Raw genomic sequence first — 25,341 nt, forward strand, 5'->3', positions numbered from 1 at the left:
TCAAGCCGCAACGGTATTTTTCAACGGTTCAGTAACAGGTTTTGGTTTGGGGCCGAAGGCCAGGAGGAGGAGGGGGAGCATGATGAAGTCGAAGATGAGGGCGATGAGGAAGGTGAGGGAGGACATGATGCCCAGGGTCACGTTCATGTGGAAGTGGCTGAGGGAGAAGGCGAGGAAGCCGACGGACAGGACGACGGTGGATATCAGCAGGGCGGGGCCGATGCTGCGGAAGGTTTCCACGACGGCTTCGTTGGGCGACATGCCCTGATCGCGGGTCAGGCGCAGGTACTTGCTGATGAAATGCACGGTGTCGTCCACCACTACGCCCAGGGTCATGGCGAAGATCAGCACGGCGGCGAAATCCAGCGAACCGCCGAACAGGGACCAGAACCCGAACGCCACCAGGATGGGGGCGAGGTTGGGGGCCATGGAGATCAGCCCCAGACGCACACTGCCCAGCGTCAGCGTTAACACCAGGCCGATCAGTACTGTGGCCAGGGCGGCGTTGATGATCATATTGTCCGCCAGCCGCTCAATCATGTATGAGAACATCACCAGCACCGACACGCCGCGGCTTTGGAAGCTCTGTACATTGTCCTGCAGCCATTGATGGGTGCGGTCCACCAGATGAATAATTTCACTGGAGCTGGAGGAGGCGATGGTGGCGATCATGCGGGTGGATGACTTGGCGATATTGATCTCATTGTTGATCTCCTGACCGAAGGGCAGGTTGGCTTCGTAGAACAACAGCGCCTGGGCGTTGGCTTCCTGCGAATCCGCTGTTTTGTAGAACGCCTGATCGCCGTTATGCAGGGACTTGTTGACGCGCTTCAGCGTATCAGTCAAAGACGTCACGTGATTAATCATGGGATCGTCGAGCAAATGCTGTTGGAACGCTTCCGCTTCTCGCAGGAAAACCGGATCGGATATGCCTTGCTCAACGCCGGTGTCGAGACTGAAGTGGATGGTTGTGGTGCCGGCGAGGCGTTCATCGATGAAGTCCGCATCGTCGCGGAATTCCGTGCCTTTTTCGAACATTTTCACCGGATGATCGTCGATCGTGAAGTAGCGCAACCCATACATCGGTGCGGCCATAAGCCCCAGAAACACCACTGCCGCCAGCGCCTTTCTACGCACCAGAAACTCCCCCAGCGCCTTGCAAACATGACTGATGGCGGAGGTGGCGGACTGGTCGCGCTGGATGTTCATTAACATCATGGACGCGGGTATCAAAACCATGGAGTTGATGTAGGCGAACAATACGCCCAGCGCGCACATCACGCCGAGATGTTGAAACGGCGGCACATCGCTGTACAGCATAGACAAGAAGCCAATGCCGGTGGTGAGGCTGGTCAGGGTCACAGGGTAAATATTCTGTTGCAGCGTGTGCTTCACCGCCTCGTCCCGGTTGGGATAACGGGCGCGACCGAACAGGAAGCTGAGCGCCACATGAATACCCACCGCCACACTGATGGTGAGAATGACGTGGGGCGCAATGGAGCTGTGCGGACTGAATTCAATTCCCAGAAAGCCCGTGACGCCGAAGGCGGAGAAAACTGTGAGAATCGTTGAAAACACGATGCACAACGTGACTTTCCAGGAACGGAACAATAGCGCCATGATGATCATGAATATCAGGAACATCAGTGGGAACAGGGTGGCCATATCGGCGCGGGCGTATTCGTCGAAGGCGGCGTTGAGCATAACGATGCCGCCCAGACGAATATCGATGTTGGCGTAACGCAGCTCATAGTCATCGCGAATAGAGCGCACTTTGGCGGCGGCTTCCGCGATGGCGTTTTCCTTGTCGGGAATCATCAACTGCAGATAGATGGCGGTGACCTTGCCGTCGGGAGACAGCATTCTATCCTTGATGCGCGGTTCGTTCTCGGCGATGGCGCGCCGGGAGCTGAGATAGCCCGGATTGCGCAGCTTCTCCGGCAGAATCAGGTCCTCCACCAGTATCTCCTCTGCGTCCGCCTCAATGTGCTGGAAGTTCGCGATCGAGTCCACCCGGGTGACGAAATCCACTTGCCACAACTCTTCCGTGAGCCGTTGCACCGCCTCCATGATTTCCGGGGAGAACAGATCCGCGCCCTGGGTCGCCTCCACCGTCACGATGAGCGGGTCAGTGCGGGAATAGGTGTCCAACAGGTTTTCCCAGGCCACCAGATCCACATTGTCCTTGGAAAAATACACCCGATAATCGTCGTTGAATTTGATGTGCTGCAACCCCGGCGACAGAAGCAGCGGCAGTAACAGCAGACACGCAATCACCCGTTTCGGGGCGGCGATGATCAGATGGGCGAGAAAGAGGGCTAGCCTGTTCATAATGAATCACCGGATCAGTCGAAGTAGTAAGTGAATGAAGCGTTGATCAATGGGTCGTCGCGCAGGGGATACAACGGATCGCTGTCGTCAGGATCGTAACCGCGCAGGGTCAACTTCATGGCGATATTGGGCGTCAGACGCCGTTTGAAGTTGAGGTGATACACCGCGGCGCTGTGATTGAGATCTGCGATGGCGCCGACGATCAGCGTGCTGTCGTTGTAGTCGTTGGACGCCCAGCGCACGCCGACGAAGAGATCCTGGTCGAAGGGCGTTCCCAGTGCGCCATCGCCGCGAGAGTCGTAGATATACTCGGCGAAGACACTCAGGTCCGCCTGCTCTTCGGGGCGGATAAAGGTGTATTCCGCCCCCGTCACAGCGGCGAAAAAGTCTGTCGGCAATGCATAGCGGGAGTTGGATTCTTCGGTGTTGTTGTAGGCGAACTCGCCTTTGTACAACCAGCTTCCTGCGGTTCCCTGCACTGTAAAACCCGTTGTTCTCACCTTGTAATACAGCGGGCGCAAATGGCCGGGCTCGGCGCCGGGAACGAATAGCGGGTCCTGGCGATAACCGTCGTAATGAAAGGCGGCCAGATTCACCTCTCCGGTCACTTTCTCCACCCGCAGTGCGTAACCCAGGCGATGATTGTCCCGGTCATCGGTGAACAGGGCGTCGTCTTCGTCGAACTCCAGCTGTCCGCGGGTGGGATTTTCCCGTGCTTCGCGACTGGGCAAAGTACGCTCGCGAAACCAGGGCAGAGCGTAAACCTCATACTGCATGGATTCCGCCTGATAGGCGTAGCGCATGCTGGGAGCGCCGAGTTTGTCCTGGCCGGCGGGGTCGCCAGCGATGTCGCGCTGGTTGATGACGTCAGCCACCTGCAGCGGCAGTACGTTCACCGCTTCCACTGTGCTCCAGGACACATGACGCAGACCGATATTGACGATATGGCTGTTGTGGAAATACTCGAAATCCAGCTCTTTGAAATCGACGCGGTGACGATTGTCGTCGACAAAGTCCACACGGCCATAGGGCGTGGCTTTCAGGCTCCAGTTGCGCGGCAGATAGGTGAACAGCTCCGCTGATCCCGCCAGCGCCGCATTGCCGTGGTCCTGAATTGACGCTCCGTTCTGTGGATACCAGTAAACTTCGGGGCTCAGGTATGCGCTGGTGACGGAAATATCCGCTCCCCAGGCGTAACAGGGCAGGGCGGCGGTAAGAACCAGCCCTGCCGCGCCTAATCTGCGAGTTTGAAACCGCAAGCGTGTGTCCTTGGACATGACCATCCCTTTTGGCGCCGGGGTTAAAAGCGGCGCAGGGTGTCGTTGCTCACCCGGCTCAGATTAAAGCTGTTGAACTCGCCGCTGTCAGCCTCGCCAAACACATAGTCGCTGAGCTGCAGAATGGTTTGCTTCTTGTTCTGCAGGTTCACCATCTCAAAGTGCTTGGGACGCCAGAAGCGGCCTTCATATTTATTCCAATCCGTCATTTTCAAGGTTTTCAGCAAGTCGCCCTTGGCGTCGTAAAACTCGATATAACTGGTCTGATAGTTACTCTTGTCCACATGGGTGATTTGCTTGCTGTAACCGGAATAGCCGTACACCGGCGTGCGCTCCACCACCCAGTAATCCGGGGTTTCGCTTAGCAGGTTGTAGGTGTACTTGGACAGCTCTGTCGTAGAGATATCTTCCCAGCTGAACTCCGAGCCAACGAAGGAGCCGGATTTGTTCTGCGCGTTGATTTTCTTGGTGCGCTTGATGGTGGGCATGAACAGCCACTGATTGTCCGCGCCCTCAGACTGTTCGAAGGTAAGCATCACAGTGCCTTTGATGTCGTTGGGCTCGACGAAGATGCCGATGGTCTTATCGGGGACGCCGGTTTCCTCCATCATTTTCTTGATCACCAGTCTTTTGCTGGTGCGTCCCTGGGCGTCCACCAGGGTCATTTCCATGCGCGCCTCGGTTGAGGTCCAGCCCTCGTCGATCAGGTACTGATGGGTGTAAATTTCCAAGCCCTTTTTCTGGGATGGCGACTGATGGAGCGCCGCAATAGGGTCCAGATACCCACTGATGTTCTTCTCGTTGTAATTGCCCGCCTGAACCGCGCCGGCCGTCAGCGCCGCCGTCAGAAATGCGATGGAAAGTGCTCCTTTTTGCATGATGAATCTCCGCTGATTCCTGTGTGACCGCCGCCGGGCGACCCGCGACTCAAGCGTCGTGGGGCCGGGACAGGTGATTGATGACGTATCGGTTGGACACCACGGGTTTGAAGTAACGCGCAGCGATCTTTTTGTGCTCGGGATTGTCGATGAAGCGTTGCAGGTATTGCTCCGACTTGAAGGTCCAGATGGAAATGAAATCTCCATAGCAGACATCGGGCGACACCGCCGATAAGGATTCCTCTCCCTGCAGCCGGTGAATGGGGCCGCAATCCATGCTCAACAGACCTTCGGACAGGGCGGCGAGACGGTTGAGCGCCTGCTGAAAGCTGCCGATATCGGCGGGAGAGGCGTCGTCCTTGAACTTCACCATGACAATACGCTTGTAGGCGCCGGTTTCCCGGTGAGACCGGAACAGCCGGCTGCGCAGCGAGCGCAATGCGGCGGCGGGAGCGAACTTGCGCTCTTTTTCGGGAGGGATGGCGGCGTTCTCCGTCGCCTGAATGAGAAACCGCTCGGCGGCTTCGGCGAATTCCTCCGCCGTCTGGCGCACGAATCGCCAGAGAAAACTGTCGTTTTCATTCCAGGCCGCCGCACCGTTGGTAAATACGCGGGACAATCCTGCCTCCGCTCTGAATTTACCCGTCTCTGGTTTGAGTCTCATATTGGGCTCCACTTCCGAAATGCGCCTGCTGCATTCCTTATATCCTGTTAATTCAAACACTTAAATAAAGCGTTCCAACTTTGCTATGGGCCAAATTCTTAATGAGCGGGGCGCCTGTGAGCAACCGTTAATGGTGAGACATTGTGTCCCGATTTTGGTTGTAGCCAACGAGAAGGGGAGTCAATTAAGGTTTTTTAAACAGCGAAATCACGGATTGCAGGCTTATGTTATTCATCGAAGGCGAATACGAAACGATAGAAGACTGGGTGGCCGATGCGGACACTGGATACTTCAAGCGCACTAAGCCGGGCTCGCAACGTCAGGACGCAGCGATGCTTTCCAAGCTGCTGCGTAAGCGCAAGGCGTACAAACGCTTCCATGCGGAATGCGTCATTCCGGAAACGGACGTGGAGTACATCCTGCAGCAAGCGAGCCTGTCGCCTTCGGCTTTCAACATACAGCATTGGCGCGTGATCCGGGTGCGGCGCCAGGCGCTCAGAAACGAGATTCTGAAAGCGGCCTGGAATCAGAAGCAGATCAGCGAAGCGGCGGAGATACTGGTGGTGTGCGCCGACAAGAAAGCCTGGGCCAGTCCCGGCATGCCGTTCTGCCACAGCCGCAATCCCCAGGACCGTGCGGCGTTCGCCAACATGCTGCGTTCCATTTACGCCAACAATCCTGCGCTGGAAAGAGATGAAGCCATGCGTTCCGCGAATCTGTTCGCCATGTCGGTGATGTTGATTGCGGAGTCGCTGGATTATCAGAGCTGTCCCATGTCCGGGTTCAACTACAAACGGGTTTCCGAGCTTCTGCAACTGGATGAAGGCAGAGTGGAGATCGCCATGATTCTGGCCATCGGCAAAGGCGTCAGCCAGCCGGAGACAGGCAAAAGGCGCATCCCGACGGCCCGTTTCACCCATGAGGACAAGTACCGGGATTGAACGGCGGGCGCAGGGACGCTTCGGCGGATTCCACTGCGACAACAATTAAAAACACGCGAAACGAAGACTGTCTTTAGAAGGAGGCACTGTGGACACCATATTCATTATGGGCGCAACTGGATTCATCGGCGAAGAAACCGCCAGAAGCCATATCGCCAAAGGCAATAAAGTACTGGGGCTGGCGCGCAGTGAAGCCAGCGCCGCCAAATTGAGATCCATCGGCGTCACGCCGGTCATGGGCGATGTTTACCGCCCCGAAGAGTGGCTGCCGAAACTCCCCAAGATCGACTACGCCATCAATGTCCTGGGCTTTTTCACCGACGGCATGCCGGCCCGCTTCAGCGTCAGCCATGCGGAAAAATGCTGCGAGAAATACACCCGCTGGATCAAGGTCACTATTGACCTGGCGCGCCGAAAAGACATTAAAGCCGTGGTCAACGTCACCGGCACCACCATCTTCGAAGACATGGGCGTGGACTGGGTGACCGAAGAAACCCCTATTCGCTACACCCCTTCCGGCTTCAACCGGGTCGCGACGCCCGCCACCAAGCTTTGCCAGCAGGCCATCGCTGAAGGACTGCCGTTGATCATCGCCGTAGCGCCCAGCGTGGTGTACGGCGACAAGCCCACTTCCTCCTTTGACGAAGTCTTCGTCAAGCCGCTGGAGAAAGGGCAGATGGGCGTAGTCGGCGACGGCAAGAACTACATCACCACCGGACACGTGGAAGACGTCGGTCGCGCCATCGCGCACATCACAGACGTCAAATACGCCGGCGAATTCTTTCACATCGCCGACGACCAGCCGGTCACCCAGCGGGAATTCGTCACTTCTATCGCCAGAGCGCTCGGTAAGTCCCGGGTGATGACCATGCCGAGATGGCTGGTGGCGATCCTCGGCGGCAAGTGCGCGGTGGAATTCATGACCCTGTCCCAGCGCATCAGCAACGCCAAATTGAAGAGCACCGGCTTCACCCTGAAACACCCGCGTTTTCTCGATGAAGTCGGCGATGTGGTGCGCAGCATGAGACGCGCCCGCGCAGGTCAGAAACTGCAGGCGTCGCCCGCCTGATTCCGCAACGCCAGCAAGGAGACAAACATGGATTTTCGCTTTATCAACAATCGCCTGGATGAGTCCATCGCCATTCTGGAACTGGATGATCCGTCCGCCAACACACTGACTTACGACCTGCTGCATGAACTGGAGTACAAGTTCCTGGCGCTGGAGGCGGACCCGCAGGTGCAGGCGATCATCATCACTGGCAAGGGCGCGCGCTTTTTTTCCGGCGGGGTGAACATCGGCATGCTGCTGACCGCAGGCAAGAAGTTCAACTCCAACTTCATTCTGTACGCGGCGGAAGTGCTGGAAGCGATCACTCATTCCAAGAAGCTGATCGTCGCCGCCATCAACGGCAACATCACCGGCGGCGGACTGGAGCTGGCGCTGGTGGCGCACAAGCGGGTAGCGGTGGAAGGCGAGTACAACATCGGTTTCCCGGAAGTGCGCCTCGGCGTTATCCCGGGGATGGGCGGCACGCAACGTCTGACGCGTCTGGTGGGACCGCAGACCGCGCTGGAGATGATCACCCAGGGGCAGTTCATCAGTGCGGAACGGGCGAAGGAAATTGGTCTGGTGGATGAGATTTATCCCCAGGAAGGTTTCCTCAATCGCGCCATCGCCTTCACCCGCGAACAATTGAACGCGCTGAAACCGGCGCCGACGCTCTCCAGCGAAACCGGCGCGGCGCTGGCGCAGAGTCTGAGCACGCCGTTCCCTGAAGGATTGGCGACCTTGCGCAAAGAGAACGGGCTGGCGGTGATTACGCTGACCGAAGCCAGCGCCTCGGCGGATGCGTTCTCCACCTTGCGCGCGCTCAACGAACGGCTGCTGGAGGCCCGCATCGACGAAGACGTCTACGCCTTGGCGATTGACCTGTCTGCGGGCCTCCTGCGAGCCGACGAGCTGATAGATAACGATGACTTCGTGGTCGAGTACGGACGCAGGGTGTTCTCCCGTATCGACGGCTTCGCCCGCCTGTGCGTGCTCTATTGCGACCGCGCCATGTCGGAGCTGGAAATGGAATTGGCGCTGGCCTGCGACTTCCGCTTCTGCAACCAGGCTGGCCTGAACGCGGAGGTGGCGCTGCCCACAGGCGAACTGGCGATTCTGCAACGTTATCCCAGCCAGCTGCCTGCTGCGCTCGCCGGCAAGCAAGTGACCCTGGCGCGTCTGGTGGAGACTGGGCTGTTCCGCTGCATCGACGAAGAAGATCCCCTGGCCTGGGTGGCGCGTTACATGACCCGGTTTCTGCCCCCCAACGGCGCCAGCACCGCCATCGGCTACGCCAAGCTGGCCATCAGCAAAGGTTATGCGGAGAGCATTCCCTCAGCGCTGCTGCTGGAGCGCCACCTGCAGGAGCAACTATTCATCGGCGCGGACAGTCAGGAAGGCATGAGCGCGTACATCGAAAAACGCACACCCAACTTTAAAGGGGCATAGGAAAATGGCCGCCATTAACGAATACACCATTGATAAGAAGTATCACGACGCGTTGATCGAATGGCAGCGCAAGAACTTCCCGGACATCGGTCTGCTGGAGAAGTACTGGGATGTCTATTTTCCCAATGATCCGGCCTGGCGTTTGACCGCCAAGCTCTCCGAAGTGAAAGCGGACCTCATTAACCAGGGCAAGTATCAGGGCGTGAAGAAGTACGCCACCGCCCGGGAGATGAAAGGCTCCATGCTGTATCAGGCGCTGCGCATCATCAAGGCCCAGTGCAGCACTGAGCTGGGTTCTATCCAGCAGCACATGGACACGGTGAACACCTGCTACACGGATAAGGCGAAGTTCAGCGTGCTGCGCATCATGGCGGAAGAATTCCGTCACGCTTACCAGATGTTCTGGGTGCTGTCCCACGACCCCAGCTGGTCCGCCACCGGGTCCAGCCGCATTGCGGAAAACACCCTGGACGAGCTGTTGTCCATGAACACCGGCTCCCACGTGTTGGACGCCTTCAACATTCCGTTTACGGACTCGCTGGATAACGTCACTTTCGCCTGCTTTATCGATCGGGTGGGACGCTTCCAGCTCACCATGCAGGAAGAGTTCGCCTACGCGCCGATGGCCGCCAGCATGCGTCCCATGCTGAAAGAAGAAGCGTTCCACCTGAAGACCGGTTGGGAAGTGTTGAAGGAAATCTGCGAAATGGCGGCGGTGGGCGAAGGCCCATGGACCCTGGAGGACATCCAGAAAAAGATCAACCTCTGGTATCCCCGCGCTTTGGAGATGTTCGGCAGCGAAGAGGGCGGCGAGTCCAACCTCGAATTCAGCTTCAAAACCATGTCCAACAAAGAGGCGATCGGCGGCTATATCAAAGAAATCGAGTGGCTGCTCAATTCTCTCAACGCGGCCATCCTGCAGCGTCGGCATCCTGAACTGAGCAAGGAGCAGGTGCGACTGATGGCGAAAGAAACCGCCATTCTGCGGCTGCCGTCCACTCGCTTCCTGCGCTTCCGCAGCGGCGAGGGGATACATGAGTCCACTTTCGACGTGGATGGCAATCGCATCAGCCCCTTTGAATACATCAATTACCTGACCCGTGTGCTGCCGGAGAAACTGTGTAGCACGGAGTACTTCAAAAGCTACACGGACAGGATTCGTCAGGCCTTGCCGTCCATGACGGCGGCCTAGACGGGGACCTTGGACAGAAACGGGCACATTAATACGGATGGATAAAGTTATGTACGACGTTGCAATCATCGGATCAGGATTTGGAGGCGCCGCCAGCGCCATCATGCTGGCGAAACTGGGCCACACCGTGGCGCTGATAGAGAAGGGCAAGCACCCGCGCTTTGCGCTGGGCGAATCGACCACGCCCATTATGAGCAAGACGATTCGTCATCTGGGGCAGAAATACGACATTCCCGAGTTCGTTAACCTGGCCAGTTACGACACCATCATGAGCGCGCACATGCCGATCACCTGCGGACCCAAGGAGCTGTTCCACTATTTCTGGCATGAACCTGGATTGTCCTCCGCCACACTGAGCAATGGGATTGTGCCGGAAATCATCGTGCAGACGCCGGAAGTGGACACTCAGTTGTACCGTGCGGAGAGCGACAAATATCTGGTGGATGTGGCGATCAGCTATGGCGCGGATTATTTCGAGGAAACCACGGTCGAAGACATTGAATTCAATGACGACGGCGCAGTGATCAAGTGCTCCCGTCCAGACGGAAGCGCCAGCGAAATCAAAACCCGGTTCATCATCGACGGCACCGGCCATCGTTCGCTGATTTCCCAGCGTTACGACCTGATTGTGCCGCAGGAAGAGCTGGATACGCCGCTGAACAGCCGCAGCATTTTCACCCACTTCAAGGATGTCGGCGATTTCGAAAGCAGCCTGGAGTGCGATGACGCCTTTATCGGACGCACTCCGGTTCCGCGTATTCGCGGCACTCAGCACCACTGCTTCGACGGCGGCTGGATCTGGTTTATCCCGTTTGATAACGGCGTCACCAGCGTGGGGTTGAACCTGGATATCGACACTTATCCAATCAATGGCAAAACCGGGGAAGAAGAATTCTGGGAGATCATCGGACGTTATCCGATTGTCGAAAAGATGTTGAAGGGACGCGAAACCCTGATGCCGTTTATCAAGACCAAACGCATTCAGTTTCGCACTAAACAAGCGGTCGGCGATCGTTGGGCCATGTTGCCGGGTTCGGCGGTGGGAGGTGATGGTTGGTTTAGCACCGGACTCGGCTTTACCTTACTTTGCGCGCATCGCATCGTAGACATGCTGCATACCAAAATGCTCAAGGACGACGACTTTTCCCGTCAATATCTGGAGAACTACGAAACCGCGCTGTTCAAGGAGTGGAAGTACGTCTGCCGCATGGTGGACGGCATCTACAAGAGCATGCGTCATTTCGAGGTGTTCAAGTACTACTGCTTCTTCTGCTTCATGGGCGCGGAGAGCTTCGTGCACCGCGGCGGCATCAAACGTCCGCACGATCTCAAGTACCTGCTGCTCAACGTCGGCGACGACAACTTCGTCGCCAAGTTCGAAGAGTTCTACACCATGGTGAAAGACCTGCACGGACGCGAAGAGGCGACCCAGGAGCAGCTCGATTACCTGCGCGATTTCGTGCGCTACGAAATGAAAGACTACAACTACCGGGATTACGGCAACCCCATTTACGGCGGCGTACACCGCCGGTTGGACAAGTCATCCCGATACTTCGCGGAACTGGCCTGATCAACTGAGAAATGACCACGGAGAGGACAATATGGTTGCGAGTAATCTTGATCCTATAAGCGTTGATGTCGTCGTAGTGGGCGGAGGCATCGCGGGGTGCTGGACGGCGTTGAAGCTGTTGCGCAAGGGCATCCCCACCGCCATCGCCTTCTACAGCGATAGCGATCGGGGCGGCAAGCTGGGCGCTTCCGCCTTGTCGGTGGGCGCCATCAACACCTCTCCGTTGACGCGCGGGGATTATCTGGAATGGTTGACCGACCTGGGGCGCGGACAAGAGCACTCCGATGTCGGCGCCATCACCAGAAATCACCTGGCGTCGGAACTGGACGCGCTGCTGGAGTTCGACGCGCTCAAAAACATCCAATTGGGCGTGGCGCTGAAATCCGGTTCCGGTCGTCATCTGCTGACGCGATTGCTGCAGGAGATCCGTTATCTGGGCGGCGTCGTTTTAGATAACGCCTGGGTGACCCGCATCGTCGCCGACGCCAGGCGTTGCCATGGCGTACAGTATCAAAGCGGCGATCAGGTCGGCGCGGTATACGCCGGCGCGGTGGTGCTGGCCTCCGGCGGCTATTCCGGTCTGTTCCATGGCTCGGTGAAGACCGGCACATACGGGTCCGTGCATGGTCGCCATCTCGCCGCCGGCGGCTGGCTGAGCAATCTGGAGTTTGTGTTCAAACACGGCTACGGGCAACCGGATCTGGGTACGCTGACCCCCACAGAAGAACTGCCCGGCGCGGAAATCTATGACGAGAACGGCGAGCACGTGGACTGGCTGGAGCAGGAGCTGTTCTACGGACGCGGCACCAGCAATCACTTCCAGGCGTTTATGACCTGGCGTAAAGGCGGTGATCTCAAATATTACGTGGACTTCCGCTATCGCGAACTGCACCGCTGCGTCAAACGCATCGCCGTAGTCGGCTCCGACGACATCGAAGATATCTGCGCCGACAAAGAAGCCTTGATCGCCGGTCTGGTGGAGCGCTGCCCGGAAGCCAATCAAGACGCTCTGCGGGAGATTCTTGAAGCGGTGAATCGGCATGAACGGGAGTATAACTTCGAGACGTTCAACGAGATCAAAGCGCTGGTTGCGGATATCTATCCGGTGGATCGCAGCCGCATTCGCCAGATCTCCTATTTCTCCATGGGCGGCGTGGCGCACCACAAATTCAAAACCAACCTGAAGAACGTGTTCGTGTGCGGTGAAGCCATGCATGACTACGGCGCCCATCGGGTGGGCGGGTTGCCGTGGGCGCTGTATCTCTGCGCCGCCAAAGTAATTTCAGAAAAGATCGATCTGCTCAAGCGTCAGGGACACTTGCTGTCCACGCCGTTCGAGCTGGATGACAAGGCGTCCGCCTACGACAAGAAGCTAGTGGCGGAATTGCAGCAGGGATTGCAGCGCTATCAGGAAAGCGGTGTGGATGTGGCCGGCGCGGAAGCCTTCGCCGACTGGATTCGCCAACAACGCCGCGCGCTGACCGCGCAACAACGGGAACTGGATGACGTGGTGGCCTATCTGCTGGTGGGTGAAGCCATTATGCGCTCTTCCCTGGCCCGGCAGGAAAGCCGCGGCTGTTTCTTCCGGGACGATTTCGGGGATGAGAATCCCGCCCTGAGCTCACAACGGACGCTGACCCGCTATGACTCAGAATCCGATGAAGTACGCGCAGAGCTGGTCAGCGCCGAACAACTCTCCGCAATGATAGACAGAGGGCGATTAGCGATGGACGACAAATCTTTGATAAGCAGCGCGGCCACAAAAAACGCGGCTTACTTTCTGTTGAAAAAGCATGTTGAAACCGGACTGGGCGGCAAAGCGGCGGTGGAGACATTGGACGTTTCATACACTTACGACGAACTGTGGAGCCTGACCAGTCGATACGCCGGTTTCCTGAAAGCCAGCCGCATCGACGAGGGCGACCGCGTGGCGCTGCTGCTGAACGATCGTCCTGAATATCTGGCGATGTTCCTGGCGACGCAGCAAATCGGCGCCATCGCGATCCCGCTCAACACCTTCTCGAAAGAGCAGGAGCTGACCCATTATCTGGAGGACTCCGGGGCCAAGCTGCTGATCACCGAGGCGGAGCTGGTGGCTCGGTATTCCGTGGAGCAGATCAACGAACAGACCCATGTGGAAGTGGTCAGCTATGAAGATATTCCCACCGCGCGCATGGAGCCGGTGGAGGACATCCTGCCGGTGAGCGATGAAACCATCGGGTTCATTCTCTACACCTCCGGCAGCACTGGCAAACCCAAAGGCGCGATTCATCGCCAGGTGAGCATGGGCTTCAGCGCGGAGAATTTTGCGCGCAAAACCCTGAAGATCAACGATCGCGACCGTATTTTCTCTTCCTCCAAGCTGTTCTTCGCCTACGGACTGGGCAATTCGCTGTACTTCCCCTTGTACTTCGGCGCCACTGCGCTGCTGTGCAGCACCAAGGCGGCGCCGGAAGTGATCCGGGATATTCTGGGACAACTCAAGCCGACGGTCTTCTTCGCGGTGCCCGCCGTGTATCGGGGAATTCTGGAAGGCGGCGGCGCGACAGAAGACAACTTCCGCTCCGTACGCTTGTGCGTCAGCGCCGGCGAAGCGCTGCCGATCAAGCTGGCGCAGCAGTGGTGCGCCGCCACCAATGTGGAAGTGCTGGACGGCATCGGCAGCACCGAGGCCTTGCATATCTTCTGCGTCTCCAACCATTCCTCCGCCAGGGAGAGCTATTACGGCCGCGCCGTTCCTGGCTATGAACTGTGCGTGTGCGATGAGAGCGGCAAAGTCCTGACGGAAAACGCCATTGGCGAGCTGCGGGTGAAGGGGCCCACCTTGGCGCAGGGCTATTGGAACAATCCGGCCAAGACGGCGGAAACGTTCTACGACGGTTCATTGTTGACTGGCGATCGCTACTTCGCCAACGACAAAGGCGAATATGTCTTTGTCGGCAGACATGGCGACACCTACAAATCCTCCGGTCTGTGGGTCTCCACGTTGGAGATCGAGGCGGTGCTGGGCGAGCTGGCGGCGGTGGCGGAGTCCTCCGTGGTGGTGTTCCAGGGCAACGACGGGCTGTTGAAATCGAAAGCCTACGTAGTCGCCAGAGAAGCGGAAAGTTTCGAGGACAAACAGCGGGTGGAGACGGATACCCACCGCTTTCTGCGTGAACGTCTACCTAAATACAAAACCCCTCATTGCGTGGAGGCGCTGGACGAACTGCCTCGCACCGCCACCGGCAAAATCGCCAAGGCGATCCTGCGGGATATGGCTCAGGAAGTCATCTGGGCCAGACCGGTGAGAGAAAGCGCTCCGGAACGGGAGCTGAACATGGCGCAGTAGCGCCGCACTCTAAACGTCTGCGCCGGAATGGTTTCGGCGCGGCGAACTAATAAAAAACTTCCCCCAAGAAACTGATTCCGCCTGCGGGCGGAGGAGGTGGGGGGCTCTAAACCATACTCTTACGGAGAGAAGTAGAATGAGCTTCAGTAACCCAAAGTACTATTCAAACACAGCCACACTTTACAGCGCGGCTTTGGATGAGGGTGACTACCACGATTGGAAAGACTCCATCATTACAGGCCTGATGGGATTCATCACCCCGTTCCCGGAGAAGATGCGCATCAACCGCGCGTTCGTCCGGCAGATGTACGAGGGCTACCAGCAGGAAGGCTTCAACAATATTCTGGATATCGGCGCCGGACCCATTCCAAGAGGTCATGAGTGGGCGACCGAAGCCAATATCATGTATGTCGATCACAACCCGGATATCGTCGAGCATGCGCGCAGAAAGCTGCCCGTCGGCGCCAGCGCGCGCTATGAAACCTCCAGCGTCGGCGCATTGCCGGGTCTGTTGGAAAAAGGCCTGGTGGACGGCTTCTTCGACGACTCCAGAAAAGTGGCCTTCGGCTCCAACGCCGTGTTGATGTTCGTGGACGACGCGGAGATCAAAAGCACCTTCCAATACCTGTACGACTGGTGCGCGCCGGGCTCCGTGCTGAAGATCAGCACCACCGGCATCACCGGGTCGGAGAGCGACCTGCGGGCCAAGTTCATCCGCACCTTCTTCAAGAAGGTCAACGCGCCCATGCATATTCGCAACGTGGACAAATTCTGCGAGCTGCTGGCGCCCTGGAAAGTCACCCGTCGCCCCATGCCATTGTGGGAGTGGGTGAACTGGCCGCCTTCCAAAATGACCGCAGGCATTGGCTTCGATATCTACGGTATTGAACTGCGCAAAGAGTGAGTGACGCCAGGCATGCCGGGCGCTTCGCCGGCTCTTCCCATGGATCGCGGTTAACGCACGAGGAATAAGATATGGATAACATACAGAAGGACATTCCTTTCGGAAGTCCGGTTCAGGTGGGGCAGGGCGTTTTCCTGCTGAAAATGCCGCTGCCGTTTCGCCTGGATCATATCAACCTGTATCTGATCGACGATCAGGACGGGTGGATTCTGGTCGACACCGGCCTGAATCATCGCGCAGTGCGTGAGACATGGGAAGCGTTGGCGGATAGCATCTTTCAGCAGAAGCCGATCAAGAAGATCCTGATCACCCATCTGCATCCGGATCATATTGGTCAGGCGGCATGGCTGCAACGGCGTTTCAAGGCTGACGCCTATATTTCCGAAGGGGACTGGCTGATGGCGCAGCGGCTGTGGTTCTCTCCTGCGGAAAGCGCGATTCCCCGCTACGCGGCGCACTACCGGGCGTTTGGCGTAGACGGGGAACGCTTCGAGCAACTGATCGAAAACCGCGGCAATTATCAGCGTCTGGTGAAGGAACTGCCTTTGCAGGTGAAGTTCCTGCGCACCGGCGATATCGTCAGCGCCGCCAGCGGCGACTGGCGTGTGGTCAGCGGCAGCGGCCATTCTCCGGAGCATCTGTGCCTGTGGAATGAGGCCAGTCGCGAAATGATCACCGGCGATCACGTTTTGCCGAAAATCACCCCGAATATCGGCATTATCGTGGGTGGTCTGTCTAATCCACTTGAAAACTATCTGTTGTCGCTGGAGGATTTCCTGGCGATTGATTGCACCAGATATTTTCCCGCCCATGGGCTGCCCTCCGAGAACTACCACGAGCGCATCGCCGAGATCAAAATGCACCATCACCGGCAGTTGCAGAAACTTCTGGGCGGCTGCGGCGAACCGACCACCGTTTATGAAGCAGTGGGAATGCTGTTCAACACAGAACTACCGCCTCACCAGTATATGTTTGCGCTGGGAGAAACCGCCGCGCATTTGCGTTACCTTGAAAGCATTGGGCTGATGCATCGCGATGGCGAAAAAACCTGGTCTTTCAAATCCGTCTCCCAAGCGGACCAGCAGAGGGAGGAAACTGCCTGCGCGTCTTCAGTGTAAGATCATGACGGAGAGGAGCGGCGAGGTGATTAACGTCAGAAATGTCCTGGTGACCGGCGCCACAGGATTCGCCGGCAGTCATATTCTGGAGGCGTTGAGCAAAGTGGCGGGTATCCGGCCCATCGCCGCCTGCCGTCACCCGAGCGCATTGCCCGCGGAAGTTTACTGTGAAGTGCGGGAAGGCGATCTGCGCGACGCCAATTACATCAAAGACGTGTGCCGAGGCGTGGACGTAGTGATCCATGCCGCCGCCTGGACGTCTTTGTATGGCCACTGCGAAAGCTCGCAACGTCTGTATTTTCAGCCGACGCTGGGATTGATCGAGGCCGCGCGGCAGGCGGGCGTGAAAGTTTTCATCAATACCAGTACTGCTTCCGCCGCTGCGCCGGAGCGTTCCGCCGACCCCTATAGTCCAGGCGTTGAACCTCCTTATTGGCCCCATCTTTGTAACCTGGTGCGCATCGAAAATATCCTGCGCGGCTACGCCTGCAGTTGGTTCAAGGTGATTAATCTGCGCATGGGCATCTATGTGGGGCGGCGTTATCGCGTAGGTTTTCTGCCGATATTACTGCCACGGCTGAAAACTCGGTTGATCCCCTGGATTCGCGGCGGCAAAACCAGTCTGCCCCTGATCGACGGCCGCGATATCGGACAGGCGTTTTCCCTGGCTGCGCAGTGGACGCCGGGCGAAGACTACGCCGCCTTCAATATTCTGGGCTCCGGTCCGCCCAGCGTGCGCGAGGTGATCGAATATATCTCCGACCGTCACCATATCCCCAAGCCCTGCTACAGCGTCCCGTTCCCGGTTGCCTATGGTGTGGGCGAACTGATGGAACTGATTGATCCGTTAATGCCCTTTGACCCCTTGGTTACCCGCAGCCTGATTCACTTGCTGGAGGAAACCGGGGCTGACAACAGTCGCGCCACGGCTGTGTTGGGGTATCAGCCGCAGATCGACTGGCGCCGCTCCATTGACGAACAAATTGAAGAAATATGCCGCCAGAAAACCCTGGCGCCCATGCATAATTTGCTGGAGACCTGAGCGTTTGCTTAAACTGGCGCGATATGAGTGTTTTGGGAAATGGATCGCATAATGGAATCTCTTTTGTCCTTCATCAACAATTCTGTCTTATGGCTGGTCTATAGTGTTCTGGATCTGCCCCGCGAGATCAGCGTTCGCAATGCTGCGGAACGCCATCAACGCAACTTGTGCGCGCTGGAAGCGAAACTAAAGGGCGGCGGCCAAGCGGGCTCTACTATTGTTTCCAGTGGCGAGCGTATGCAGGCAGTGCTTCACTATGATGGGGAATTCAGGGCGACCCTCACGGGGGAAGAAAAGGAGTCGACAACGATGGGATTCCAAACCATCGACGCGCTGGATGAATACTTAACGAACTCAACGCCTTTTAGGGCGCGTGACTTTATTGCGTAACACCATGCTTAAAATAAAAAAGACGGAAAGGATTCATTATGAATAAAGACATCTGGTTGATTTATCACAAATCCTCACTTAGCCCCCGTTCGTCCATCAATATGGACGGCTCCGATTACATGGTCGGCGTCAGCGCCGTGCCTGCCAGAGAGATGATGGAAGCCATTGAGCTTTTCAAAGAACATTTGCGGGAAGACTATATGGCGCCCATGGAGCTGTGGAAGTGCGTGAAATGGGGTTCCGGCGATTACGGTCTGGAAAGTGAAATCGGCTCGGATATTGAAGAATCCGTCACGCTCGCTCAGGCCAGCAACACGACTATCACCACGGGTCTTTCCTCTGAATTTCTGGCTGACCTGGAGGAAGAACTCGTCACGGTGAAAGCAGAGTGATGCAAAAGCTGAGACGGTAAAAACGTGACGTTCTCAAAACCGTCCAGAAGCCGCCTAAAAAGAGAGTAAGCGCACAAGCCCTTACTGAGTAACGCGAAACGGGCGCATGCTGTTCAGGTGTGCGCGTTTTGCTGTGTCTGCATTTAAACTAGAACACCCCGATCCGCATCGTTATAATCGCCGGCTTTTTTCCAAAAAGGGGCCAGTTATGTTCGCCGGTTTTGATTATGGGACCTCCAATTGCGCGCTGGGCGTAATTCGTCGCGGAGAAGAGGCGTCAACGGAGGTGAAGTTGCTGGGCCTGGATCAGGACTCAGTGTTGCTGCCCTCCAACCTTTACGCTCTGGATCGCAGTCTGGTATGTGAATATGTAGCCGGACGCATCGCCGATCCGGACGTTCGTGAATCCTACCTCGCCTCCCGGCCCAATGCAGCCGGGCAGGCGCAACGCGCTCGACGGGAGCTGAGCATCGGCTCTGATGAGCAAGTGCTGTGCGTCGGTCGGCAGGCGGTGGATCTGCATATCGAAGCGCCGGATGAAGGCTTTTATATCAAGTCTCCCAAATCGTTTCTTGGCTCCGGCGGTCTGAGTCGACCGCAACTTGACTTCATTGAAGACGTAGTCACCGCCATGATGATATGGGCCAAGTCCCAGGCGGAAGTCAGCGCCGGCGCAGAGTTGCCGCAGGCGGTCATAGGACGCCCGGTTAATTATCAAGGTGCGGATAGCGACGCGGCGAACCCGCAGGCCATGGAGATCATGACCTCGGCGGCGCAGCGGGCGGGATTCAAAGACTTTGAGTTTATGTATGAGCCGCTGGCTGCAGGCGTTAACTTCGAAAGTCGCATGCAGCAGGATCAAGTGCTGCTGGTCGTCGATATCGGCGGCGGCACCACCGACTGCTCCATGGTGAGAATGGGGCCGTCGCATCGCAATAACGACAATCGTAGCGATGACTTTCTGGCGCACTGTGGTCAGCGCACCGGCGGTAATGACCTGGATATCTATCTGACGTACAAAGGCCTGATGCCGTTGTTTGGTCTTGGAACCGATAAGAAATCCGGGCTTACCATGCCCACGCAACCATTCTGGAACGCCATCGAAATCAACAATGTGCGCACCCAGGCGGAATTCAGCGCACGGCAGACCCGCGATGACATCGCACAGCTATGCCGCGACGCCAGGCGCCCGGATCTATTGAGCCGTCTGTTGCTGCTGCAGGAAGGCCGCAAGAGCTATCAGTTGGTGCGCAGCGGAGAGCAGGCCAAGATTGAACTGTCAGACGCCGACGCCCATGAGGTGAATCTCGACTACATCGAAAAAGGCCTCAGCCAGCCTTTGGACCGCGCGATGCTGGGCGAAGCGATTCAAAATCCGCTCAACCGGATTATCGACATTGTGCGCGAGGCGCTGAAACTGGCGCAGTGTCGCCCGGACCTGGTATACCTCACCGGCGGCAGTGGCAAATCCCCTGTGATTCGCGCCGCGCTTGAGCAGGAACTGGGCGACATTCCCGTGGTGGACGGCGACTTTTTCGGCAGCGTCGCGGCGGGCCTGACCCAATGGGCCGCTAAAATATACCGATAACAGGAACGGATAAACGTACTGGCAATGGTCGCAAAGTAAGGAAATAACAATGGGGCGAGTGATCAAGAAACTAACGTTAGGATTGTTTGGGTTTTGGTTGCTCGCTTTGTGCAATAAACGGAATAGATAAAGGTTAATCAGCTATTACGGAGTAGGCGGAGGAGCTAAGGAAAGGTTTTGCGCGCCGCGCAGTCTTAAATCGGATAAGTAAGTTATTTCAACAATGTTCAATTTACGGGGGAGAAATTTCCAAACACCCGCTTTTTACTTAGAGTCGCGCTGCTAAGATTGGCGGGCGCCTGGCTCATTTTGGGCTATCTTCCTGTGATAGTTCGTCATCCTTGCATTCCCTTTATTCTATTCCGCTTCTACCTGCATGTAGTCGATATAAGCGTTGAGTCCGTCCTCCGCTTCTTGCTGCGAGGCATAAGGCCCGATGGGAATTTGTTCTCGGGTCAGGTAAAACCACTCGCCGTTTTCGATATAGAAGCGGTCTGAGCGATCATAGCTGGGACGCTGGACGGCGTCGTCGTTGCGGGTCATTTGGTTCATGTCTACTCCATAAGAAACTGCTGTTAGAACCTGAAAAGGCGAAAAATTATACACAATTACACTTTGTTACAGAAGGGCGAAATGGCTCGCCCTTCTAAGACTTTCAGCGAATACCCATAAATTTAACAGGGATATTATTCAGAACCTTTACCGTACGCGACCGCTCTTCCAGGCTTTCAATAGCTCATCGTAGGACGCGGTGACGCCTTTGGGTTTTTCATTGGACAGCTTGGGCTTGGGCGCGCCAGGTTGACGCAGCCAGTACTCCGCGCCTTTGACTTCGCTGGCGTCTGCGATTTTGGGGGCGCAGGACTGTAGCTCCATATTTCTCTGAATCACCGCCATAGCCCGATCCTGTCTTTCCGCCAGACTGTCCAGGGCCTGTTGTGGCGTTTTCTTGCCGGTGATGGCGTCCGCCAGCGTCGGCCACCAGTAGCGCGACAGCTTGGGGTAATCCGGCACATTGACGCCGGTGGGCGTCCAGGCTTTGCGGGCGGGGCTGAGATAGAACTCCACCAGTCCGCCAAGCTTGGGCGCGGCTTTTTGCATGGCGGCGGACTTCAGGTCTGACTCACGAATCGGCGTCAGCCCCACCAGGGTTTTCTTGAGTGAAACGGTTTTGGCGACCGTGAACTGCGCATAGAGCCAGACCGCCTTTTGACGGGTTGGGCTCATGTTCTTAGGAATGGTCCAGGAACCGGCGTCCTGATAGCCCAGTTTCATGCCTTCCTGCCAATAAGCGCCGCGAGGTGAGGGCGCCATACGCCATTTGGGCGTGCCGTCGCTGTTCACCACCGGCAGACCGGGTTTGGTCATGTCCGAGGTGAAGGCGGTGTACCAGAATATCTGCTGGGCGATGTGGCCCTGCGCGGGTACGGAGCCCGCTTCGGTGAAATCCATTTTGATGGCTTCCGGCGGCGCATATTTTTTTAACCAGTCGATATATTTCTCCAGCGAGTACACCGCCGCAGGGCTGTTGGTGGCGCCGCCGCGATCCATGCTGGAGCCGACCGGATGGCAGCCCTCGATGCGAATGCCCCATTCGTCCACGGGTTTGCCGTTGGGCAGACCGGGGTCGCCAGCGCCCGCCATGGAAAACCAGGCGTCGGTGAAACGCCAGCCCAGAGACGGATCGCGTTTGCCGTAATCCATGTGGCCGTATACCCGTTTGCCGTCGAGATTTTTGACCTTGTTGGTGAAGAAATCGGCGATGTCCTCATAGGCGGACCAGTTAATCGGTACGCCAAGCTCGTAACCGTATATCTCTTTGAATTTTTTCTTCAGATCCGGGCGCTGGAACCAGTCATAACGAAACCAATACAGGTTGGCGAACTGCTGATCGGGGAGTTGATAGATTTTTCCGTCCAACCCGGTCACGAAGCTGATGCCGATAAAGTCGTTGATATCCAGGGTCGGCAGGGTGACGTCTTTGCCTTCCCCCTGCATGAAGTCGCTCAGAGCCAGAATGCGTCCAGAGCGGGAATGATTGCCGATCAGGTCGGAGTCGCTGATGAAGGCGTCATAGCGATGCTGGTCGCCGATAAACTGCACCCAGAGGCGATCAATGACCGTGCCTTCCGGTTGCAGTTCATGATGAATTTTAACCCCTGTCAGCTCAGTGAACGCCCTGGCCAACACTTGGGATTCATATTCGTGGGTTTTAATGGTCTCCGACAGGACATTCAGTTCAAGGCCCTGATAAGGCTCAGCGGTATGAATAAACCAGGCCAGTTCTTCTATTTGCTGATCGCGGCTGATGGAGGAGTCTTTGAACTCGCTGTCCACCCATTTCTCCACTTGCGCGCGTTTTTGCGGGGCGAGCCTGTCGGCGTAAGGCCCGGCGGCGGCGTCCGCGGCATAGAGTCCCGCGGTGAGAGTGAGGGAAAGGATAGAGACGCTGAAAGTGTTTTTTATTGTGATCATAACTACTCAACCTGTCTTCGTATTTGTTCGTTTTTATTTGCGAAAGGAAAGATTGGCGACTCATTTCGAAATACGAAACGAATCGCAGTGGATAAAATTTATACACAAAATGCTCAAATTTAAATGGCTGATGAGGATTTATTTGTAATTATTCGTATTGATATAGCCTAAGTGAGTGTGGAAATTGAATTTTCCAAAACGAAAAATTTAGAAAAATGGTGTTTTTGTGCGCAGCGTGTATAATCCAACGCCCTTTTTTACAGGTCTCGCCGACGGGTGAAGGCCGCTCCGCTTCTGATCGTTCTTGGAACAAATATGCTGTTACTCTCAAAAAAACATGACTGGCTGGGAAATGTGCGCGCCGACCTGTTGGCCGGGCTGGTGGTTGCGCTGGCGCTGATTCCCGAGGCGATTGCGTTTTCCATCATCGCCGGGGTTGATCCCAAAGTGGGACTGTACGCTTCTTTCTGTATCGCCATGATTATCGCTATCGTCGGCGGCAGACCCGGTATGATCTCCGCCGCCACCGGCGCTATGGCGTTGCTGATGGTTGACCTGGTGAAAGGCCATGGCTTGCAATACCTGTTCGCGGCCACTTTGTTGACGGGCGTGCTGCAGATACTGGCTGGCTACTTGAAACTCGGCCAGTTGATGAGTTTTGTCTCCCGCTCGGTCGTTACGGGATTCGTCAACGCGCTGGCGATACTTATCTTTATGGCGCAATTGCCGGAACTGACCAACGTCACATGGCACGTTTACGCCATGACCGCAACTGGGCTGGCTATCATTTATCTGTTCCCTTATGTGCCGGTTATAGGCAAGGCCCTGCCGTCGCCGCTGGTGTGCATTCTTTCCATGACCGCGGTGGCGGTGCTGCTGGACCTGGATATTCGCACGGTGGGCGATATGGGCAAACTACCGGATACGCTGCCGATTTTTCTGTTTCCTGATGTGCCGTTGAACTTTGAGACGCTGGCGATCATTTTCCCGTATTCCGCCGCTTTGGCGGTGGTTGGTTTGTTGGAATCTTTAATGACGGCGACGATTGTTGATGATCTGACCGATACGCAAAGCGACAAAAACCGTGAGTGCAAGGGGCAGGGCATCGCCAACATCGGCGCGGGTCTGTTTGGCGGTATGGCGGGCTGCGCCATGATCGGCCAGTCGGTGATCAACGTGAAGTCCGGCGGTCGCGGCAGGCTATCCACTTTCGCGGCGGGCTTGTTGTTGCTGGTGATGATCGCCTTCCTGGGGCCTTGGTTGTCGCGCATCCCCATGGCGGCGTTGGTGGCGGTCATGATCATGGTGTCCATTGGTACTTTCAGCTGGGATTCCATCATTAATCTGAAGAAGCATCCGCTCTCCACTAATATCGTGATGATCTCCACCGTTGCGGTGGTCATTGCGACGCATAACCTCGCGTATGGCGTTTTTGTCGGCGTGTTGTTGGCCGCTTTGTTCTTCGCCAATAAAGTCAGCCATTTCATGTATGTAGAATCCGCCTTGAGTGAAGACGGCGCTCAGCGCACCTACCGGGTGGTGGGGCAGGTGTTTTTTAACTCTTCCGATAAGTTCGTTGCTAACTTTGATTTCAAGGAAGCGGTGGACAAAGTGGTGATCGACCTGCATCGCGCGCACTTCTGGGATATCTCTGCGGTTTCGGCGCTGGACAAGGTGGTGATAAAGTTCCGCAGGGAAGGGGCGGATGTCGAGTTGATCGGCCTGAACGAGGCCAGCGAGACAATTGTTGACCGCTTTGGCGTGCACGACAAACCCGAAGAGATCGAGAAAATCATGGGAGGTCATTAATGGAGAACAATAATAAGACGGTGCTGGCCTGTATCGACGGTTCGAATTTCAGCCGCGCAGTCTGCGATTACGCCGCCTGGATTGCGCAACGTGTCGGCGCGCCCCTCAAACTGCTGCACAACATTGAACACCGGGAAGCGCCCGCCGTGTCGGATCTGACCGGCAGCATCGGTTTGGGCAGCAGAGAGAAGTTGCTGGCGGAACTGACCGACCTGGAGCAGCGCCGCAGCAAAATCCTGCTGCAGGAAGGCAAATTGATGCTGGAGGCGGCGAAAGAAAGAGTGATCGCCGCCGGCGTAAGCAACCCGGTCGTCAACCAGCGCCATGGTGGTCTCACGGAGGCCTTGATCGAGCTGGAGGACGATATCCGGGTGCTGGTGATGGGCATTCGCGGCGAAGAGCATGAGAACCAGGCGGGACGCGTCGGCGCGCACCTGGAAACCATCATTCGCTCTCTGCATCGTCCTGTGTTGGTGGTGAATGGCGAATTCAGCGCGCCTCAGCGCATCATGCTGGCCTATGACGGCAGCGAGGCCGCCGGTAAAGCGTTGAATATGGTGGCGGAAAGCCCGCTATACAGAGACCTGCGTTGCCATGTCGTGCACGTCAGCCGCGACGGCAAAGCCAATGAGCAAGTGCTGGAGCAGGCGGTGCAACGTTTGCGGAACGCTGGCGTTGATGTTGTCGCGGCCAAACTGACCGGCGCGGTGGAGCAGGAACTATGTGATTACCAGCGTCAGCATGATATCGATCTGACTGTCATGGGCGCATACAGCCACACCCGTCTGCGTGAGTTGCTGCTCGGCAGCTTCACTGCAAAAATGCTGACAATGACGCAAAAGCCGTTGTTATTGCTGCGCTAGGGATGCTTCAAAAAAGCAGGGATGTTTTAAACAGGGTTACTTAAAAAAAGGGAAAGCGTCCGCCTGTGCGGCGGACGCG

Annotated in this window: 20 protein-coding genes; 14 read left to right on the top strand and 6 right to left on the bottom strand. The window is 56.7% G+C overall.

The features are described from left to right. Genes HCH_RS11275 through HCH_RS11290 form a run of 4 tightly spaced genes read right to left on the bottom strand, consistent with a single transcriptional unit; the run spans position 1 to position 5,150 of the window. Positions 1 to 2,331: an efflux RND transporter permease subunit gene (locus HCH_RS11275; RefSeq protein ID WP_011396363.1), complete on the bottom strand. Its 2,331-nt coding sequence runs from the start codon at positions 2,329 to 2,331 to the stop codon at positions 1 to 3. A 14-nt stretch (positions 2,332 to 2,345) separates the two neighbouring features. Beyond that, positions 2,346 to 3,608: a hypothetical protein gene (locus HCH_RS11280; protein ID WP_011396364.1), complete on the bottom strand. Its 1,263-nt coding sequence runs from the start codon at positions 3,606 to 3,608 to the stop codon at positions 2,346 to 2,348. Between the two features lie 23 nt (positions 3,609 to 3,631). Beyond that, positions 3,632 to 4,486, bottom strand: coding sequence for an outer membrane lipoprotein-sorting protein (locus HCH_RS11285; protein WP_011396365.1), 855 nt, complete (start codon positions 4,484 to 4,486; stop codon positions 3,632 to 3,634). 49 nt (positions 4,487 to 4,535) lie between these two features. Next, positions 4,536 to 5,150 carry a Dabb family protein gene (locus HCH_RS11290; RefSeq protein ID WP_011396366.1) on the bottom strand — a complete coding sequence of 205 codons (615 nt, stop codon included), beginning with the start codon at positions 5,148 to 5,150 and terminating at the stop codon, positions 4,536 to 4,538. Positions 5,151 to 5,374: 224 nt separating this feature from the next. Between HCH_RS11290 and HCH_RS11295 the strand changes: the two genes are divergently transcribed. From HCH_RS11295 to yegD, 12 genes are all read left to right on the top strand, one after another. Beyond that, the gene (locus HCH_RS11295; RefSeq protein WP_011396367.1) at positions 5,375 to 6,091 is read left to right on the top strand and encodes a nitroreductase family protein; all 717 of its coding nucleotides are present in this window, start codon (positions 5,375 to 5,377) and stop codon (positions 6,089 to 6,091) included. An 88-nt stretch (positions 6,092 to 6,179) separates the two neighbouring features. Further along, entirely contained in the window at positions 6,180 to 7,160 is a 981-nt protein-coding gene (locus HCH_RS11300; RefSeq protein WP_011396368.1) for an NAD-dependent epimerase/dehydratase family protein, read from the top strand. Between the two features lie 27 nt (positions 7,161 to 7,187). After that, the gene (locus tag HCH_RS32275) at positions 7,188 to 8,588 is read left to right on the top strand and encodes an enoyl-CoA hydratase/isomerase family protein (protein WP_011396369.1); all 1,401 of its coding nucleotides are present in this window, start codon (positions 7,188 to 7,190) and stop codon (positions 8,586 to 8,588) included. A 4-nt stretch (positions 8,589 to 8,592) separates the two neighbouring features. After that, positions 8,593 to 9,780, top strand: coding sequence for a 1,2-phenylacetyl-CoA epoxidase subunit PaaC (locus tag HCH_RS11310; protein WP_011396370.1), 1,188 nt, complete (start codon positions 8,593 to 8,595; stop codon positions 9,778 to 9,780). A gap of 49 nt (positions 9,781 to 9,829) precedes the next feature. Further along, a complete protein-coding gene (locus HCH_RS11315; RefSeq protein WP_041598581.1) occupies positions 9,830 to 11,350 on the top strand; it encodes an NAD(P)/FAD-dependent oxidoreductase in 1,521 nt (506 codons plus the stop codon). A gap of 31 nt (positions 11,351 to 11,381) precedes the next feature. After that, positions 11,382 to 14,681 (top strand): benzoate-CoA ligase family protein, encoded by a 3,300-nt coding sequence (locus tag HCH_RS11320; protein WP_011396372.1) that lies wholly within the window; start codon positions 11,382 to 11,384, stop codon positions 14,679 to 14,681. A gap of 136 nt (positions 14,682 to 14,817) precedes the next feature. Then, positions 14,818 to 15,585 carry an SAM-dependent methyltransferase gene (locus HCH_RS11325; RefSeq protein WP_011396373.1) on the top strand — a complete coding sequence of 256 codons (768 nt, stop codon included), beginning with the start codon at positions 14,818 to 14,820 and terminating at the stop codon, positions 15,583 to 15,585. Between the two features lie 71 nt (positions 15,586 to 15,656). Continuing rightward, entirely contained in the window at positions 15,657 to 16,703 is a 1,047-nt protein-coding gene (locus HCH_RS11330) for an MBL fold metallo-hydrolase (RefSeq protein WP_011396374.1), read from the top strand. Between the two features lie 25 nt (positions 16,704 to 16,728). Continuing rightward, positions 16,729 to 17,745: an NAD-dependent epimerase/dehydratase family protein gene (locus tag HCH_RS11335; protein ID WP_158304951.1), complete on the top strand. Its 1,017-nt coding sequence runs from the start codon at positions 16,729 to 16,731 to the stop codon at positions 17,743 to 17,745. Between the two features lie 51 nt (positions 17,746 to 17,796). Continuing rightward, positions 17,797 to 18,135: a hypothetical protein gene (locus HCH_RS11340; protein WP_041598582.1), complete on the top strand. Its 339-nt coding sequence runs from the start codon at positions 17,797 to 17,799 to the stop codon at positions 18,133 to 18,135. Between the two features lie 38 nt (positions 18,136 to 18,173). Then, positions 18,174 to 18,527, top strand: a complete 354-nt coding sequence (locus tag HCH_RS11345) for a hypothetical protein (RefSeq protein WP_011396377.1) — start codon at positions 18,174 to 18,176, stop codon at positions 18,525 to 18,527. A gap of 208 nt (positions 18,528 to 18,735) precedes the next feature. After that, positions 18,736 to 20,115 (top strand): molecular chaperone, encoded by a 1,380-nt coding sequence (gene yegD / locus HCH_RS11350; protein ID WP_011396378.1) that lies wholly within the window; start codon positions 18,736 to 18,738, stop codon positions 20,113 to 20,115. 357 nt (positions 20,116 to 20,472) lie between these two features. Here yegD and HCH_RS11355 read toward each other — a convergent pair whose 3' ends face one another. Continuing rightward, positions 20,473 to 20,667 carry a DUF6316 family protein gene (locus HCH_RS11355; protein WP_011396379.1) on the bottom strand — a complete coding sequence of 65 codons (195 nt, stop codon included), beginning with the start codon at positions 20,665 to 20,667 and terminating at the stop codon, positions 20,473 to 20,475. 147 nt (positions 20,668 to 20,814) lie between these two features. Then, the gene (locus HCH_RS11360; RefSeq protein WP_011396380.1) at positions 20,815 to 22,590 is read right to left on the bottom strand and encodes an ABC transporter substrate-binding protein; all 1,776 of its coding nucleotides are present in this window, start codon (positions 22,588 to 22,590) and stop codon (positions 20,815 to 20,817) included. Positions 22,591 to 22,905: 315 nt separating this feature from the next. On the opposite strand from HCH_RS11360, the gene HCH_RS11365 reads away from it, so the two are divergent. Together HCH_RS11365 and HCH_RS11370 are read left to right on the top strand one after the other, a co-directional pair. Further along, on the top strand, positions 22,906 to 24,399 hold the full coding sequence (locus HCH_RS11365) for a SulP family inorganic anion transporter (RefSeq protein ID WP_041598583.1): 1,494 nt from the start codon (positions 22,906 to 22,908) through the stop codon (positions 24,397 to 24,399). Continuing rightward, complete coding sequence (locus HCH_RS11370; RefSeq protein ID WP_011396382.1) at positions 24,399 to 25,262, top strand: universal stress protein; 864 nt, start codon at positions 24,399 to 24,401, stop codon at positions 25,260 to 25,262. The genes HCH_RS11365 and HCH_RS11370 overlap by 1 nt, the downstream gene beginning before the upstream one ends. Positions 25,263 to 25,341: the final 79 nt, after the last annotated feature.

Source organism: Hahella chejuensis KCTC 2396, assembly GCF_000012985.1.
Taxonomy (GTDB): domain Bacteria; phylum Pseudomonadota; class Gammaproteobacteria; order Pseudomonadales; family Oleiphilaceae; genus Hahella; species Hahella chejuensis.